11 protein-coding genes and 2 pseudogenes are annotated in these 14342 nt (G+C 52.9%); 10 read left to right on the top strand and 3 right to left on the bottom strand.

The features are described from left to right. The first annotated feature begins 88 nt into the window (after nucleotides 1–88). The 8 genes and pseudogenes from IPM50_06320 to IPM50_06285 all read left to right on the top strand — a co-directional run bounded on the left by IPM50_06320 (nucleotide 89) and on the right by IPM50_06285 (nucleotide 9318). Nucleotides 89–658 (top strand): sigma-70 family RNA polymerase sigma factor, encoded by a 570-nt coding sequence (locus IPM50_06320; protein QQS34179.1) that lies wholly within the window; start codon nucleotides 89–91, stop codon nucleotides 656–658. Beyond that, nucleotides 621–1502, top strand: coding sequence for a zf-HC2 domain-containing protein (locus IPM50_06315; protein ID QQS34178.1), 882 nt, complete (start codon nucleotides 621–623; stop codon nucleotides 1500–1502). The genes IPM50_06320 and IPM50_06315 overlap by 38 nt, the downstream gene beginning before the upstream one ends. A 160-nt stretch (nucleotides 1503–1662) precedes the next feature. Beyond that, complete coding sequence (hydA, locus tag IPM50_06310; GenBank protein ID QQS34177.1) at nucleotides 1663–3042, top strand: dihydropyrimidinase; 1380 nt, start codon at nucleotides 1663–1665, stop codon at nucleotides 3040–3042. Nucleotides 3043–3049: 7 nt separating this feature from the next. Then, nucleotides 3050–5695, top strand: a complete 2646-nt coding sequence (locus IPM50_06305; GenBank protein QQS34176.1) for a serine/threonine-protein kinase — start codon at nucleotides 3050–3052, stop codon at nucleotides 5693–5695. Further along, nucleotides 5692–6330, top strand: a pseudogene (locus IPM50_06300) (serine/threonine protein kinase). The gene IPM50_06305 and the pseudogene IPM50_06300 overlap by 4 nt, the downstream one beginning before the upstream one ends. A 35-nt stretch (nucleotides 6331–6365) precedes the next feature. Continuing rightward, nucleotides 6366–7419: pseudogene (hydA, locus tag IPM50_06295) on the top strand (dihydropyrimidinase). Further along, nucleotides 7416–8831, top strand: a complete 1416-nt coding sequence (locus tag IPM50_06290) for a beta-lactamase family protein (GenBank protein ID QQS34175.1) — start codon at nucleotides 7416–7418, stop codon at nucleotides 8829–8831. Before hydA (IPM50_06295) ends, IPM50_06290 begins: the two are co-directional and overlap by 4 nt. A gap of 61 nt (nucleotides 8832–8892) precedes the next feature. Beyond that, a complete protein-coding gene (locus IPM50_06285) occupies nucleotides 8893–9318 on the top strand; it encodes a hypothetical protein (GenBank protein ID QQS34174.1) in 426 nt (141 codons plus the stop codon). Nucleotides 9319–9352: 34 nt separating this feature from the next. On the opposite strand, the gene IPM50_06280 is transcribed toward IPM50_06285, so the two are convergent. The 3 genes from IPM50_06280 to IPM50_06270 form a co-directional block, all read right to left on the bottom strand. Then, a complete protein-coding gene (locus IPM50_06280; GenBank protein ID QQS34173.1) occupies nucleotides 9353–9724 on the bottom strand; it encodes a hypothetical protein in 372 nt (123 codons plus the stop codon). Between the two features lie 123 nt (nucleotides 9725–9847). After that, complete coding sequence (locus IPM50_06275) at nucleotides 9848–10537, bottom strand: hypothetical protein (protein QQS34172.1); 690 nt, start codon at nucleotides 10535–10537, stop codon at nucleotides 9848–9850. Between the two features lie 28 nt (nucleotides 10538–10565). Then, a complete protein-coding gene (locus IPM50_06270) occupies nucleotides 10566–10934 on the bottom strand; it encodes an argininosuccinate lyase (GenBank protein QQS34171.1) in 369 nt (122 codons plus the stop codon). A 160-nt stretch (nucleotides 10935–11094) separates the two neighbouring features. Here IPM50_06270 and IPM50_06265 point away from each other — a divergent pair, with 160 nt between their 5' ends. Beyond that, nucleotides 11095–11664, top strand: coding sequence for a sigma-70 family RNA polymerase sigma factor (locus IPM50_06265; protein QQS34170.1), 570 nt, complete (start codon nucleotides 11095–11097; stop codon nucleotides 11662–11664). 5 nt (nucleotides 11665–11669) lie between these two features. Beyond that, the gene (locus tag IPM50_06260) at nucleotides 11670–14342 is read left to right on the top strand and encodes a protein kinase (GenBank protein ID QQS34169.1); all 2673 of its coding nucleotides are present in this window, start codon (nucleotides 11670–11672) and stop codon (nucleotides 14340–14342) included.

Below are 14342 nucleotides of genomic sequence, written 5' to 3'. Positions count from 1 at the left end.
GAAAATGTTCAGATTTGGAAATAAATTTGATCGAGAATTGAATCGTACGGTCAGGGCAGATGATTTTCGTCTGAGGTATTGTTAATAAATGCTTGGAATAAAGTGGCTGGAAAGCAAAGAGGACACGTGGCGGAATTTCGAATCCGAGGCCATGCCGTTTCGTAATGATCTGTACCGGACAGCAATGTGGCTGACGCGGAATCCTGCCGAAGCCGAAGACCTGGTTCAGGAAACGATGTTTCAAGCCTTGCGGTCGTTCCATTTGTACGAAATGGGGACGAACTGCAAAGCGTGGCTAATGCGCATACTTTACGTGCACAATGTCCGACGCCTCCGCAGCGTGCTTAAGCTGCAGATCGTCGCCGACGAAGATGACGTTATCCTAAACAATATTCCGTTCGAGCCGCCGATACCGGAGAAGATCACGGACGAAGAAGTACTCGACGCGATATGGAAACTGCCGGAGCCGTTTAGAAACGTCCTGGTTCTTGCCGATATCGAAGAGCTTTCCTACAAAGAGATCGCTTCGATAATGGAATTACCGATGGGTACGGTAATGTCCCGCCTTTCGCGGGGACGCCGGATGTTGAGGATAGAGTTGGCCGATTACGCAAGCAAACATGGATTTGGAGATCAAAGACGGACAGCCCAAAAATAAAGAGGTGGTAACTATGCAGTGCCGAGAATTTCGTGAAGTTTCAGAATCGTATATTAGTGACGAGTTGCTGGTGGAAACCAACCATCAGGTCAATCATCATCTTGAGCATTGTCCCGAATGCCGAGCAGACTTCATAGCTCGGCGGACCTTGCGAAAGCGAATAACCTCAGCCGGCCGCAACGCCGCTAATTTTCAAATTGACCCGATCTTTAACAATAAACTGGAATATGCTCTAAAAGACGAGGCGATGCGTTCAGGATTTTGGGCAAGAATCGGGCTAAGTCCAAAGATTATGATCCCGGCGATGGCTGTCCTTGTTTTGGCATTTGGATTAGGGATCGTTTATTGGGGCGGCGGCGATTTGGGTGGAAATATTGCGGACAATTCCGTGACAAAAAGATTAGCGGAATTAGCCCACCTTGCCTCTGGGAACCACAAGGATTGTGCGTTAGAAAAACTCGGGATGTGGGAGAAAGTGTCAAAAACCGACTATCCTGAAAAAACTGCTTACTCGCAAGAGATCCTTGCACCATTGAAGGCAAAATATTCGGACAAATTAGAGATGTTGAGCGTCCACGACTGTGAGTATCAAGGCATACAATTCACCCATGTCGTTCTTAGAAACGGCACAAACATCATATCTGTATTTTTCGACAAGTCCGATTCCTTGTTGGAGCAAAAAGATTCGCAAATAAGTCCTATCACGAGTGAGGTTGAAAACGGTTTACAAGTTGCAAGCTTTGCGAATCACTCACAATCAATCTTAGTTGTTTCCAATCTGCCTGAAACAGAAAACCTAAACCTTGCCCGAACCATTTCTCATTCTTTGAGCGAGAGACTGTGATCTAGCGTTTTCACTTTTGAACATCCGCGACCGGTATTCCAATTAAGCCAAGCCATCATCGATATTAAGGCTAACAGCCAGAGCGTTGCATCCTCGCTTCATTCAAAGCTAGACTAGGAATTCGACGTTCCTCTGACGCAAGAGGCTGGGCCTCAAAACGATGAAAACACTGATCAAAAACGGGCGGGTTGTTACTGCGGTGGACGACTATCGGGCGGATATTTTTATTGATGGCGAGACGGTGACGACTATTGGTAAGTCACTTGAGATTGAAGCGGATGTTGTCATCGATGCGAGTGGGAAGCTTGTAATTCCCGGCGGGATCGATCCGCATACGCATATGGAGCTGCCGTTTGGCGGGACGCAGTCTTCGGACGATTTCTTTACGGGCACGCAGGCGGCGGCGTTTGGCGGGACGACGACGATCATTGATTTTGCGGTGCAGACGAAGGGCGAATCGATGACCGCGGGCGTCGATGCCTGGCACAAAAAGGCCGAGGGCAAGACGGCGATCGACTACGGGTTTCATCTCATCACGACCGAGTTTGAGGACGGTGACGAGAAGGAAATGTACAAGCTGATGGACGAGGGCATCACGTCGTTCAAGCTGTTCATGGCGTATCCGGGCGTGTTTTTGGCGGACGACGCGACGATCTTTCGGGCTATGTCGGCGGCGGGTGCAAGAGGCGGGTTAATATGTATGCATGCCGAGAACGGCATCGTCATCAACGAGATCATCAAACGCTTTTTGGCCGACGGCCGAACCGCTCCGAAGTATCATGCTCTGACACGCCCAGCCATAGCCGAAGCAGAAGGCGTTCATCGCGCGATCGCAATTGCCGAGATGGCAGAGTCGCCAGTCTACATTGTTCATCTTTCGTGTACTGATGCTCTGAATCAGGTGCGGCAGGCAAGAGACCGCGGCATCCCGGCGTTTGCAGAGACTTGCCCGCAGTATCTTTTTCACTCGATCGACGATTACGGCGACGACTGGGAAGGTGCGAAATATGTGATGACGCCGCCTTTGCGTGAGAAACACAACTGTGCCGAGCTCTGGAAAGGCCTCAAGATGGACGACCTGCAAGTTATCTCGACTGACCATTGCCCGTTCTGTATGAAGGAGCAAAAAGAGCTCGGCATCGATGATTTCACCAAGATCCCAAACGGAGCTCCCGGCGTCGAAAATCGCCTCGCCCTCATCTACAACGGCGGCGTTGTCGAGAACCGCATTTCGCTCAATCGCTTTGTCGAACTCACTTCGACAGCCGCGGCGAAGATGTTCGGTATGTTCCCGAAGAAGGGCACCATTGCCGTCGGTTCAGATGCAGACATCGTCATCTTTGACCCGAACGGCGAGACGACATTCGGCGTCGAGCACGAACACATGAACGTCGATTATTCGAGCTACGAAGGCTGGACCATCAAAGGCAAGGTCGAAACCGTCCTCTCACGAGGCCGCGTCATAATCGAGAAAGGCGAACACAAGGGCAAGGCTGGCGACGGGCAATTTCTCAAACGCGGCGAATGCGTGAAGGTCTAAACAATCTATGACTTTATCCGAAGGTGCGAAGATTGGCCGATACGAGATCCGATCGCTGATCGGAGTGGGCGGAATGGGAGAAGTATATCGGGCCTCCGACCCGAAGATCGGGCGTGACGTGGCGATCAAGGTCCTGCCGGCGGATCTTTCTGCCGATAAGGATCGCGTCGCGCGATTTGAGCAGGAGGCACGCGCGGCGGGTGCCTTGAACCACCCGAACATAATCGCGATCCATGACATCGACACCCAGAACGAAATCGTTTATGTCGTCTCCGAACTCCTCGAAGGCGGGGAACTCAGGGCCCGTCTCGACGAAGGTGCGATGCCGCTCCGAAAAGTCACCGAATACGCCCAGCAGATCGTCAGCGGATTGACGGCGGCGCATGAGAAGGGGATCGTTCATCGCGACCTCAAGCCGGAAAACCTTTTCATCACAAAAGACGATCGCATTAAGATCCTCGACTTTGGCCTGGCCAAACTGTCCGACCGGGGCGCGTCAGCGGGCGGTCAGACTGGTAACGAAGATGCAACGCGCAAGGCTCTCACAAACCCCGGCGTCGTTATGGGCACGGTGGGTTATATGTCCCCCGAACAAGTGCGAGGGCAACAAACAGATCATCGGTCGGATATTTTCAGCTTTGGTTTGATCCTTTACGAGATGATCACGGGCCGGCGGGCGTTTCAGGAGGAATCGCTGGCTGAGACGATGTCGGCGATCGTCAAAGAAGAGCCGACGGACATGACGGAATCTAATCCGAACATCAACCCGTCGCTTGAGCGGATCGTTAGGCGGTGTCTCGAAAAGAAACCTGAGCGGCGGTTTCAGACGGCAAGCGACCTTGGGTTTGCTCTTGAGTCATTGTCGGCTCCGACGAGTTCGTCGGGCGCAACGATGACAACGGCGGTCAGTGCGATAGGGCCTGAAACGGAAACGTCGCTTTGGAAAGCTCGGATCCCGTGGATCGCCGCGGGGGCGTTGGCGCTGATGTTGATCTCGTTTGGTGCGTGGACATTGCTAAGGCCGGCATCGGCACTGCCGCCGTTTGTTTCGCTCGACATTGCTGCTCCGGCGGGATGGACGACGAAAGAGACCAGCGCTCTATCGCCGGACGGTTCGCTACTGGCTTTTGCGGCTGAAAAAGAGAAGGGTAAGCCCCATTTATGGCTTCGGACCCTTGCGACGGGTGAGAGTCAGATGGTTGCGGATTCAGAAGGTGCGGTCGAGCCGTTTTGGTCGCCTGACGGGGCCGAGGTAGCCTATTTTACAAATGAGCGTCTTCGAGCTTTTAACCTGGCTACGGGGCGGTCGCGAGTGATCTGCGATGTTTTTGGCCAGAGAAAAGCGGGAACATGGAACTCCAACGGTGTGATCGTTTTTTCGAACGAAGGTGGTGTACCGTTGAAACGCATCAACGCCGATGGCAAATCACTCCCCTTGGACATGCCGCATAAAGGTTACAGGCCGTTCTTTTTGCCGGATGGCAGGCATTTCCTGTTTGGCAAGGGGGTTGGCATTTTGGGGCAGGGAGGCATATTTGTTGGCGATCTTGAGTCTGATGAGGTCAAGGATATTCGCGGGGACGGACGTGAACCCAAATACGCCGGCGGCTACCTCTTTTTCGTTCTAGATGGCGGTCTCAAAGCTCAAGCTTTCACCCCAGCGTCCTTCAAGCTTTCGGGCGAGCCGATACCGGTCGCCGACGTGGGGATTCACACCGGGGACCTGAGGACGAATTTCAGCGTGGCCGCGAACGGCGTGATAGCTTTTCGAAGCGAGACGCCTGTTGTTTCCGAAACTGCCTGGTATTTGCGTGATGGCACACGCACGACCATCGATGATGCGAGCAGTTTTAACCCGGTATTCTCTCCGGACGATTCAATGATAGCTTTTCAACGCGACGGTGACATTTGGCTGTTTGACGTGGTTCGCGGCTCCGCGCGTATGTTTGCTTCAGGAAAACCGACAAGGTTGCTCTCTTCAATGTGGACTCCGGACGGTAGTGCTGTTTTGTTTGTGAGGCAGTCGGTCGGCGTCGCAGAGAAGCCTCTGAAAGGTGGGCCCGAAAGAACGGTCATTGAAGACAATAGCGGTTACCCTTTCGTGACCCAGATGATCAGCGACGGCCGGGCCCTTGGTGTCAAGATACGGGAAGGGAGCCGTGACATTTTCATCCGGTCATCAAATGGCGACGAAACGTATTTTGCCCAGTCGCCGGCAAACGAAACAATGCCGGCGCTGTCACCCGACGAGCGCTGGCTGGCTTACGCTACTTCTATAGATATCTCAGGCGACATTAGTATTTTTATCGAAGCATTTCCTAATGGAGGATCGAAAATTCGGCTTACGGGGGACATTAGCGGTGCCCAGCCCCGGTGGCGACGTGATGGCCGCGAGCTATATTTTGTTGCCGCGGATGGCAGCCTGATGGCAGTCACGGTCGAGGAACCCGGCGGAGCTCTCAAGTTAGGTGCCCCAAAACCACTCTTCAAAACCACTATCGCGATCGTGGCCAGCGTTGGAGCTCGTTCGATGTATGACGCAACCCGCGACGGATCGCGTTTCTTTGTTACCGAAGAGAAGAAAGAACCCGCAGCCGACACCCAACCCGTAACCGTACTCGTGAATTGGCAAAGCATCGTGACAAAGAGATGACGTTAACCGAAGGCACAAAATTAGGAAGATATGAGATCCGTTCGCTGATCGGCGTCGGCGGAATGGGAGAGGTCTATCGAGCCAGCGACCCAAAGATCGGGCGTGACGTGGCGATCAAGGTCTTACCAGCCGATTTTTCAGCTGACAAGGAGCGGGTAGCTCGATTTGAGCAGGAAGCTCAGGCGGCCGGAGCGCTGAATCATCCTAATATTCTGGCTATTCACGATGTGGATACTCAGGACGGCATTCTGTACGTGGTTTCCGAATTGCTCGAGGGTGAAGAACTTCGCCAGCGTCTCGATGAAGGCTCGATACCGCTACGGAAAGTGACGGAGTACGCCCAGCAGATCGTGAGCGGGTTATCCGCTGCACATGAGAGAGGCATTGTTCATCGCGATCTCAAACCCGAAAATCTATTTATCACCAAAGACGATCGCGTAAAGATACTCGACTTTGGGCTCGCAAAATTGTCAGAACCGGGAGCGGTAGCGACTGGGTCAGAGGATCACACCCGAAAAGCCCTCACAAACCCCGGTGTCGTTATGGGAACGGTCGGCTATATGTCGCCTGAACAGGTTCGCGGTCACACGGTCGATCATCGCTCCGATATCTTCAGCTTTGGCTTGATCCTGTATGAGATGATCACCGGCCGGCGGGCTTTTCAGGAAGAATCCCTGGCCGAGACGATGTCGGCGATCGACTACGGGTTTCATCTCATCACGACCGAGTTTGAGGACGGTGACGAGAAGGAAATGTACAAGCTGATGGACGCTGGGATAACGAGCTTCAAGCTGTTCATGGCGTATCCGGGCGTGTTTTTGGCGGACGACGCGACGATCTTTCGGGCTATGTCGGCGGCGGGTGCAAGAGGCGGGTTAATATGTATGCATGCCGAGAACGGCATCGTCATCAACGAGATCATCAAACGCTTTTTGGCCGACGGCCGAACCGCTCCGAAGTATCATGCTCTGACACGCCCAGCCATAGCCGAAGCAGAAGGCGTTCATCGCGCGATCGCAATTGCCGAGATGGCAGAGTCGCCAGTCTACATTGTTCATCTTTCGTGTACTGATGCTCTGAATCAGGTGCGGCAGGCAAGAGACCGCGGCATCCCGGCGTTTGCAGAGACTTGCCCGCAGTATCTTTTTCACTCGATCGACGATTACGGCGACGACTGGGAAGGTGCGAAATATGTGATGACGCCGCCTTTGCGTGAGAAACACAACTGTGCCGAGCTCTGGAAAGGCCTCAAGATGGACGACCTGCAAGTTATCTCGACTGACCATTGCCCGTTCTGTATGAAGGAGCAAAAAGAGCTCGGCATCGATGATTTCACCAAGATCCCAAACGGAGCTCCCGGCGTCGAAAATCGCCTCGCCCTCATCTACAACGGCGGCGTTGTCGAGAATCGCATCTCGCTCAATCGATTTGTCGAACTCACTTCGACAGCCGCGGCGAAGATGTTCGGCCTCTTCCCAAAGAAAGGGACGATCGCAGTCGGTTCCGATGCGGACATCGTAATCTTCAATCCCGACACCGAACACACCTTCGGCGTTGATGCCGAGCATATGAACGTCGATTATTCTTCCTACGAAGGCGTGAAAGTAAAAGGCAAGGTCGAAACCGTCCTTTCCCGAGGCCGCGTTGTCATTCAGAACGGCGAACACACAGGAAAACAAGGCGATGGGCAGTTCATCCGACGCGGCGAATGCGTGAGGATATGACCACAACTCGGCGTATTTCAGTCCAATTAATTGGCTTCGCCGTCGTGTTTGCTACTTCAGCATTTGCCAACGCTGATTCGGTTGATAGGTATCTCGCGGAGCAGATGCGGCTGAAGAACGCTCCCGGCGCGTCAATCGCCGTTGTTAAGAACGGCAAAGTCATCCAGAGCGCGGGCTACGGGCTTTCAAACATTGAAACAAACACAAGTGCAACGGCCGACACGGTTTATGAGATCGGCTCGGTAACGAAACAGTTTACCGCTGCCGCAATAATGTTGTTGGTCCAGGAAGGTAAGCTCGCGGTTTCTGACCCGATCCGAAAGTACTTTCCGGACGCTCCGGAAAGCTGGAGCAACATCACGATCCGGCATCTGTTGACGCATACCTCGGGCATCCAGAACCACGTCGAAATTCCCGGATACCTGGAACGTTTCAAGACCGACCTTTCATTCCGAACAACCCCCGCGGGCGAAGAAAAGCTGCGAATGTTCTTCGAATTGCCGCTTGAATTCGAGGCGGGCAAGACGTGGGCATATGACAACACAGGATACATCCTGCTCGGGCACATTATCGAGAAAGTGAGCGGCATTTCGTATTACGAGTATCTGGACGAACGGATCTTCATTCCGCTGGGAATGGCCAACACTCGTTCAACTTCTCCTCTTGAGATAGTGAAGCGGAGAGCGTCAGGATACGGCTGGGCGAACGGCAAGTTCGAAAATCGACCGATACTTCTGCCGGGTATCGCGTTCTCGGCCGGGGCCATGCTGTCAACTGTAACCGACATGGCGAAATGGGATGCCGCATTGCGAACGGATCGGATACTAACGGCAGAAAGCAAGAAGGCCATGTGGGAGGCGACCCGTGGAAATGACGGTTCGCCGCTTCCCTTCGATTACGGTTTCGGCTGGTTTGTCGACAGTTACCGCGGCCATCGGCTGGTGCAGCATTCCGGAGCAACGCCTGGGTTTTCTTCTGTTTTCTACCGATTCCCGGACGATGGGCTATCTGTGATCATTTTGACCAATGTCTCAGGAACAAACATTGATCATTGGGCGATCGACATCGCGTCAAAATATTTGCGTTCGCTCGACCGCCGCAAAACCATTCGCGACCCTGATCCCGCTCTTACAGTGCAGCATCGGTCAATGCTGACGGCACTCGCGGATCAGAAATTCGCAGATCACAATGTGACTGTCCAAATGGATGTGTTTTTCAAGACCGCGACCGGCAAATCACTTTTTTCGTGGTATCTTGACGGCTCGCCGATCAAGAGCTTTGAATTGTCTTCGATAGAAAAACGCCCCGGCGGGCAAATACGTCGATACAACGTAATGGCAGGGAAGAACCTTTTCGAGGTTTCGTTTTTGACGACCGGCATTGATCGAGTGGCACAGATACTTTGGTGGTAAACCTTAGAGAATACATTCCGTTCAACGCAGAACGACGCCCGGGGGGGGGGGGGAATCAAGTATGGAAGAAAATAAATCGACCAAAAAAGTGTGGCTTTCGCCGAAAGTTCTCGATGAGGGCTATAGCGTACAGTTTCGCGACGACCACGTTCACATTGAGCTGGCCGAGAATTTTGAGGTCGATCCGGAAAAACGCGATGCGTTGTGGAATGTTATCGCCGGCGCATGTGAAAGACACGAAACGCGTCGTGTGCTGGTCGAAGGGGTTCTGCCTTCGGGTGAACGGGAAACATCCGACGTAATTGACGCCGGAAAGAAAACGGCAACGGTTCCGAAGCTATGGCTTGCCTTTGCGGTCCCTGGATTTCAGCCGACCGATCAAACCGAACTGTACATTGCGATCGCGGCTTCGCGCGGCGTCCGGGTTAAATTTTTCCCGGAAGCAGTCCGGGCTCTGGCATGGCTCAGAACCAACGTCCCAATATAGATCCGCTTGCACCGCCCCCGCACATACTCATGGTTCAGTTGATCGCGACGTAGAGCGAGAATCTCGTCGCCCTATCGTTATCGTTATGAACGGTGATGATGTAATCATCTGTCGATCTGCATTCGATCGTGATGCCGTCGCCGACATCATTCCCTCCGATGTCCAGCCAAACATAGCCGGCCGCTCTTACATTTACGGTCATCATTTGGCCTCGCCGGGCACCGACGACATACGAACGGCTGGTGCCTGCCGGCAATGTGCCTGTAACAGTGGCCGATGAAGCACCACGGGCAAATCGGATCCGAGTCTGCGACAGTGCCGTCATGTCCATCGCGCCGACTATGACCGCGATAGCGAAGATCTTTACGATAAGACCCTTTGTTGCCATGCTTTGAAATCTTTTCATTTGTTTTTCGTCCTTCTCCTGTCCTTTTAAATTGAGTAGAGAGTTTAAGAACGTAACGGCCGCCAGGAGAGCAGCCGTAACGCGTAGCCCGTTAATAGACTTGAGATCTATCTTTTTGCGGGCTTAATTGCCGCTGCTCCACATTTCAAAGCTTCCCCAGATCGCATCGATGATGCTTTCATTGGCAGCGAACCGCTCTTCTTCGACGCCGATGATCATCACGTAGTTATCAGTGACGTCGGTGCCGACGAGGATGCGGAGCTTGCCTTTGCCGCGTGAGGGATGAACCGTCGTCGCATCAGCAACAGCATATTCGTCGCTCTCGCCTTTCATACTGCCCGGCGTGACCTTTTGTCCGAGGCCCTCAAGGAAATCGACCGCATCATTTAGCAAGTCCTCTTTCGTCAGTGACTTGTCCTTGTATGCCAGAACGAACACGTCGATCTCCGATGGTGCGGGCGTTGTAGCCGCAAAAACATCAATGCCGTCTATGGTCGTGCTTTCGCCTTCAGAGCCCTGAGGAAGCGAGAAGCCATAGCCCTTCGCACTGTCGTAAACATAGATCCAATCCGCAGGGACGGGGTTTTTCTTGTTTGCGGTCTTTGCCGTGCCCTCGGTCGGTTTTGGCTTACCCGCGAGTTTGGGCTTGGCGTTATCGTCCTTCTTCGCAGCGGTATTGCTGCTCGAATTGGATGCCGCCGTATTTGCCGGTTTTGCGGTGTTCGACATATCGGTCCCGACCGAGAACGAGCAGCCGAGCATTGCTGAAGCGAATGCCGAGACGGCGATCACGGATAAAGTTCTTCTTTTCATCATCTCTCCCATTAATTTGTTCCTTACGCTATTCGACGATCGCTGTCGGCTTTCGGTTCTTGTAATAGAGCGTAACCCTCGATATCTCGAGGAGGTTAAGGCGGCCCCATTCGATCGAATTTCCGTCCTCGTCTTCTACGCGAAGATCCCAGTACTTAGCCCTTTCCCTTCGTGAGAATGTGATCAAAAGGTCCTCATTGGGAAGCAGCGTGTCGGCTCCTAAGATGTCTTCTCCCCAGCTGCGTGCGTTATGCGGGCTAACATACAAAGCGTAGATCTCAACGCCAGTTCTATTTACGACGATGAAATCCTGCTTTCCTTGAGCCATTACCTGCGAGCCGATCGCATAGACTACGCCGATGACCGCAATAAGGGCCATTTGTCTAAGTGTTCTCATAGTTTTCTCCTTCCAAAATAGAAAATTTCAGATCGCTCTATCCAGAGATGTCGCTTTCCATTTGTATAAACGAGAACTGCGGGCAAAAAGGGTAATAGAAATATTTTATTTTTTTGGGTTGGGGACTATACTCATTGCATAGTTAACGGCTCAAGTGTCTATGCCCGAAAGCAGCTCTAAGCAGATCACCGCTCTCTTAGCCGATTGGAGCGATGGCGATCAGGCAGCACTCGAGCGACTAATGCCGCTTGTTTATGAAGAACTGCGGCAAATGGCACGCAGATACATCAGCAAACAGCCTTCCGGGCACACCTTCCAGGCAACAGATCTGATCCACGAGGCTTATCTGAAGCTGGCAAAGCAGGACGAACAAAGCTGGCGGAACAGAGCACATTTTTTCGGCGTCGCGTCGAAAGCGATGCGTCATATTCTGGTAGATCATGCGCGGGCGAAACAGAGTGAGAAACGGGGCGGCCGCCCGGAAATGGTGACGTTCGCCGAGCCGGCCGTAAGTACCGATGCGAAAGAGGTGATAGCTCTCGATGATGCCCTCAATACGCTGGCAAAACTGGATGAGCGTAAGAGCCGGATCGTCGAATTGAAATATTTCGGCGGGATAACAAACGACGAGATCGCTGAAGTTTTAGGCGTGTCAGCGGAGACCGTAAAACGCGATTGGCGATTTGCCCGAACGTGGCTGCTTCGCCAATTAAGCGAGGCCGAGCCCTAAAAACAATGGACAGTGACCGCCTCAAAACGATCGAGGAGATCTTTCACACTGCCTTGGAAACGCCGCCGTCCGGCCGAGCGGCGTTGCTGGACGCCCAATGCGGCGATGATGATGAGCTTAGAAAAGAGATTGAATCGCTGCTTTCTTTCGAATCTGCAGAAGAACATTTCCTTGACTCCGCTCCGGGGGCACTTGCCGCAGAGGTCCTTGCCTCTCAGCGCACGCCCAAAGATCTGATCGGAAATAACATACTTCACTACAAGATCACCCGGCTCTTGGGCATTGGGGGAATGGGAGAGGTCTATCTGGCGGAGGATACCAGATTGGGTCGAAAGGTCGCACTCAAGTTCCTTCCTGAGGCCTTTTCTGACGATTTGGGCCGGATGGACAGATTCGTGCGCGAAGCCCGATCTGCGTCCGGGTTGAATCATCCAAACATCATTACCATCCACGAGATCGGCGAATCGAACGGCAAGAGGTTCATCGCTACCGAATATATTGACGGGCGAACACTGACGGAACTTATATCGTCAAGAGAGCTTTCAACCGAGGCTGTCTTGGACATAGCGATTCAATTAGCATCTGCATTGGAAGAAGCCCATTCCGCGGGCATCGTTCACAGGGACATCAAGCCGGACAACATCATGGTGCGGCCGAACGGATTGGTAAAAGTGTTGGATTTTGGTGTAGCCAAGCTGATGGAAGGGCCTGAGATTTCGACACGCCGAAGTTCGTATGAGCCGCAGGCCGCAGGCATGACCCAAGCCGGCCTTGTCATAGGAACTGCCGACTATATGTCCCCCGAACAGGCGCGCGGCGGTGCGATTGACTCAAGGTCAGACATTTTCAGTTTCGGGGCGGTCTTTTATGAAATGCTTTGCGGCCGAAAAGCATTCTCAGGCGAAAATGCGGCCGAGACGGTCGACGCTATACTTCATAGAGACCCTGTCCCGCTATCCGATCGTGTTCCCAAGCTTCCAGCCCCGATCACTGCGATCGTTAGAAGATGCCTCGCAAGATCGGCCGACGATCGATATCAACGAATTTCGGACGTTTTGCAGGAACTTAGATCGGCAAAACGCGCGATCGACCGCGAAGATACAGATCCTGCCCGGCACACGGCCAATATGCCTGCCGCCAAAACACTCGAAGGTTTGCCGGCCTTTGGAAAATCAAGAGCGAGGCGGTTGCCGACACTTGCGTTAGGTTCACTGTTGGCTGTCTTGCTCTCGGTAGGCGGTTTCATCGGATACAGTTATTTTTCTAAGACAGAGCAGATCGCATCGATTGCGGTGATGCCCATCGAAAATCTCAGCGGCGACGTCGAATACGAGTATCTCGCGGACGGCATGACGGAAAATCTCATTCGCAGCCTCTCTACGATACCCGATCTATCTATCAAGGCGAGAAGCTCTGTCTTTTCATTCAAAGGCAAGGACGTCTCACCAAAGACGATCGGCTCCGAGTTGAATGTGGACGCAGTTTTGCTTGGGCGGCTTGCGCAAGCCGGTGATGACCTCAAGATCACGCTCGAAATGGTTGATTCGTCGTCCCAAGATCTGCTTTGGTCAGCGGAATATTCACGAAAGATAGGCGACTTGATCCTTCTGCAGAGGGACATCGCCAGAGATGTGTCCGAACGCCTTCGTCCGGCCCTTTCGACGGAGGACCGATCTAGGGTCGCACAGAATTATTCAACAAATTCGGAAGCTGAGCAGCTATATCTAAAGGGTCGTTTTCATTGGAACAAGCGAACCGTTCGCGATTTTGAAAAGGCTTTGCGTTATTTTAGCCGTGCTGTTGAGAAAGATCCGTCCTATGCGCTTGCCTACACAGGCACTGCGGACACTTACGCGTTGATGCCGCTGTACGGTGATTATCGGCCGACAGAGTACATACCCAAAGCAAAACAGGCGGCGCTCAAGGCGTTGGAACTGGACGGAGAATTGGCTGAGGCTCATGCATCTCTGGGATACATTACGACTACCTACGACTATGATTGGGATCGCGCCGAGGAACACTATCGAGCCGCTCTTTCCTCGCGTCCGAATTACGCGACCGCCCATCAGTGGTATGCCGAACATCTTGCCTTTCGAGGCCGAACTGAAGAGGCGGTGGCAGCTATCTCGGCCGCCGCTGAACTCGATCCGTTCTCGCTGGTGATCAACAGAATGAAAGGGAATATTCTCGGGTTCGCCGGCCGTCATGACGAGGCGATAGACCAATTGAATAGAACGGTCGAACTTCATCCCGAAAGCCCCGTCGTTAGATTCAATCTTGGCGAGGCTTATGCCGCAAAGGGAATGTATCCTGAGGCGATAGAGCAGTATTTGACCGGTCTGAGGTTGGACGGACGCAAGAATTACGAGATACGCCGTTACGAAAACGCTTATAAACTAAAGGGTTGGCAAGGCTTTTGGATGGAATATTTGGCGACACTGCTTACATTGCAGAAGGCCGTCACTGAGGCAGATGAGCCGCTCTATTTCGATAACGAGAGCCTTGCATATGCGTATGCCGCGACCAAAAACAAAGAAAAGGCGATCGAATACCTTTACAAGGCCTACGAATCCCGCGACCCGCACCTTGTCACCATCAAGACCTCGGGATTTTACGATGTCATAAGAGATGATCCGCGTTATAAAGAGCTTCTAGCAAAGATCGGATTGCCTCAATAG

The sequence above is a fragment of the Acidobacteriota bacterium genome (assembly GCA_016700075.1).
GTDB lineage: Bacteria > Acidobacteriota > Blastocatellia > Pyrinomonadales > Pyrinomonadaceae > OLB17.
Note: the sequence above shows the minus strand (reverse complement) of the source record. Positions and strands in the feature narration are given on the sequence as shown.

Coding starts and splice junctions, on each gene's coding strand:
- IPM50_06320 (QQS34179.1), top strand. CDS start 89: ATGCTTGGAATAAAGTGGCTGGAAAGCAAAGAGGACACGTGGCGGAAT.
- IPM50_06315 (QQS34178.1), top strand. CDS start 621: ATGGATTTGGAGATCAAAGACGGACAGCCCAAAAATAAAGAGGTGGTA.
- hydA (QQS34177.1), top strand. CDS start 1,663: ATGAAAACACTGATCAAAAACGGGCGGGTTGTTACTGCGGTGGACGAC.
- IPM50_06305 (QQS34176.1), top strand. CDS start 3,050: ATGACTTTATCCGAAGGTGCGAAGATTGGCCGATACGAGATCCGATCG.
- IPM50_06290 (QQS34175.1), top strand. CDS start 7,416: ATGACCACAACTCGGCGTATTTCAGTCCAATTAATTGGCTTCGCCGTC.
- IPM50_06285 (QQS34174.1), top strand. CDS start 8,893: ATGGAAGAAAATAAATCGACCAAAAAAGTGTGGCTTTCGCCGAAAGTT.
- IPM50_06280 (QQS34173.1), bottom strand. CDS start 9,724: ATGAAAAGATTTCAAAGCATGGCAACAAAGGGTCTTATCGTAAAGATC.
- IPM50_06275 (QQS34172.1), bottom strand. CDS start 10,537: ATGAAAAGAAGAACTTTATCCGTGATCGCCGTCTCGGCATTCGCTTCA.
- IPM50_06270 (QQS34171.1), bottom strand. CDS start 10,934: ATGAGAACACTTAGACAAATGGCCCTTATTGCGGTCATCGGCGTAGTC.
- IPM50_06265 (QQS34170.1), top strand. CDS start 11,095: ATGCCCGAAAGCAGCTCTAAGCAGATCACCGCTCTCTTAGCCGATTGG.
- IPM50_06260 (QQS34169.1), top strand. CDS start 11,670: ATGGACAGTGACCGCCTCAAAACGATCGAGGAGATCTTTCACACTGCC.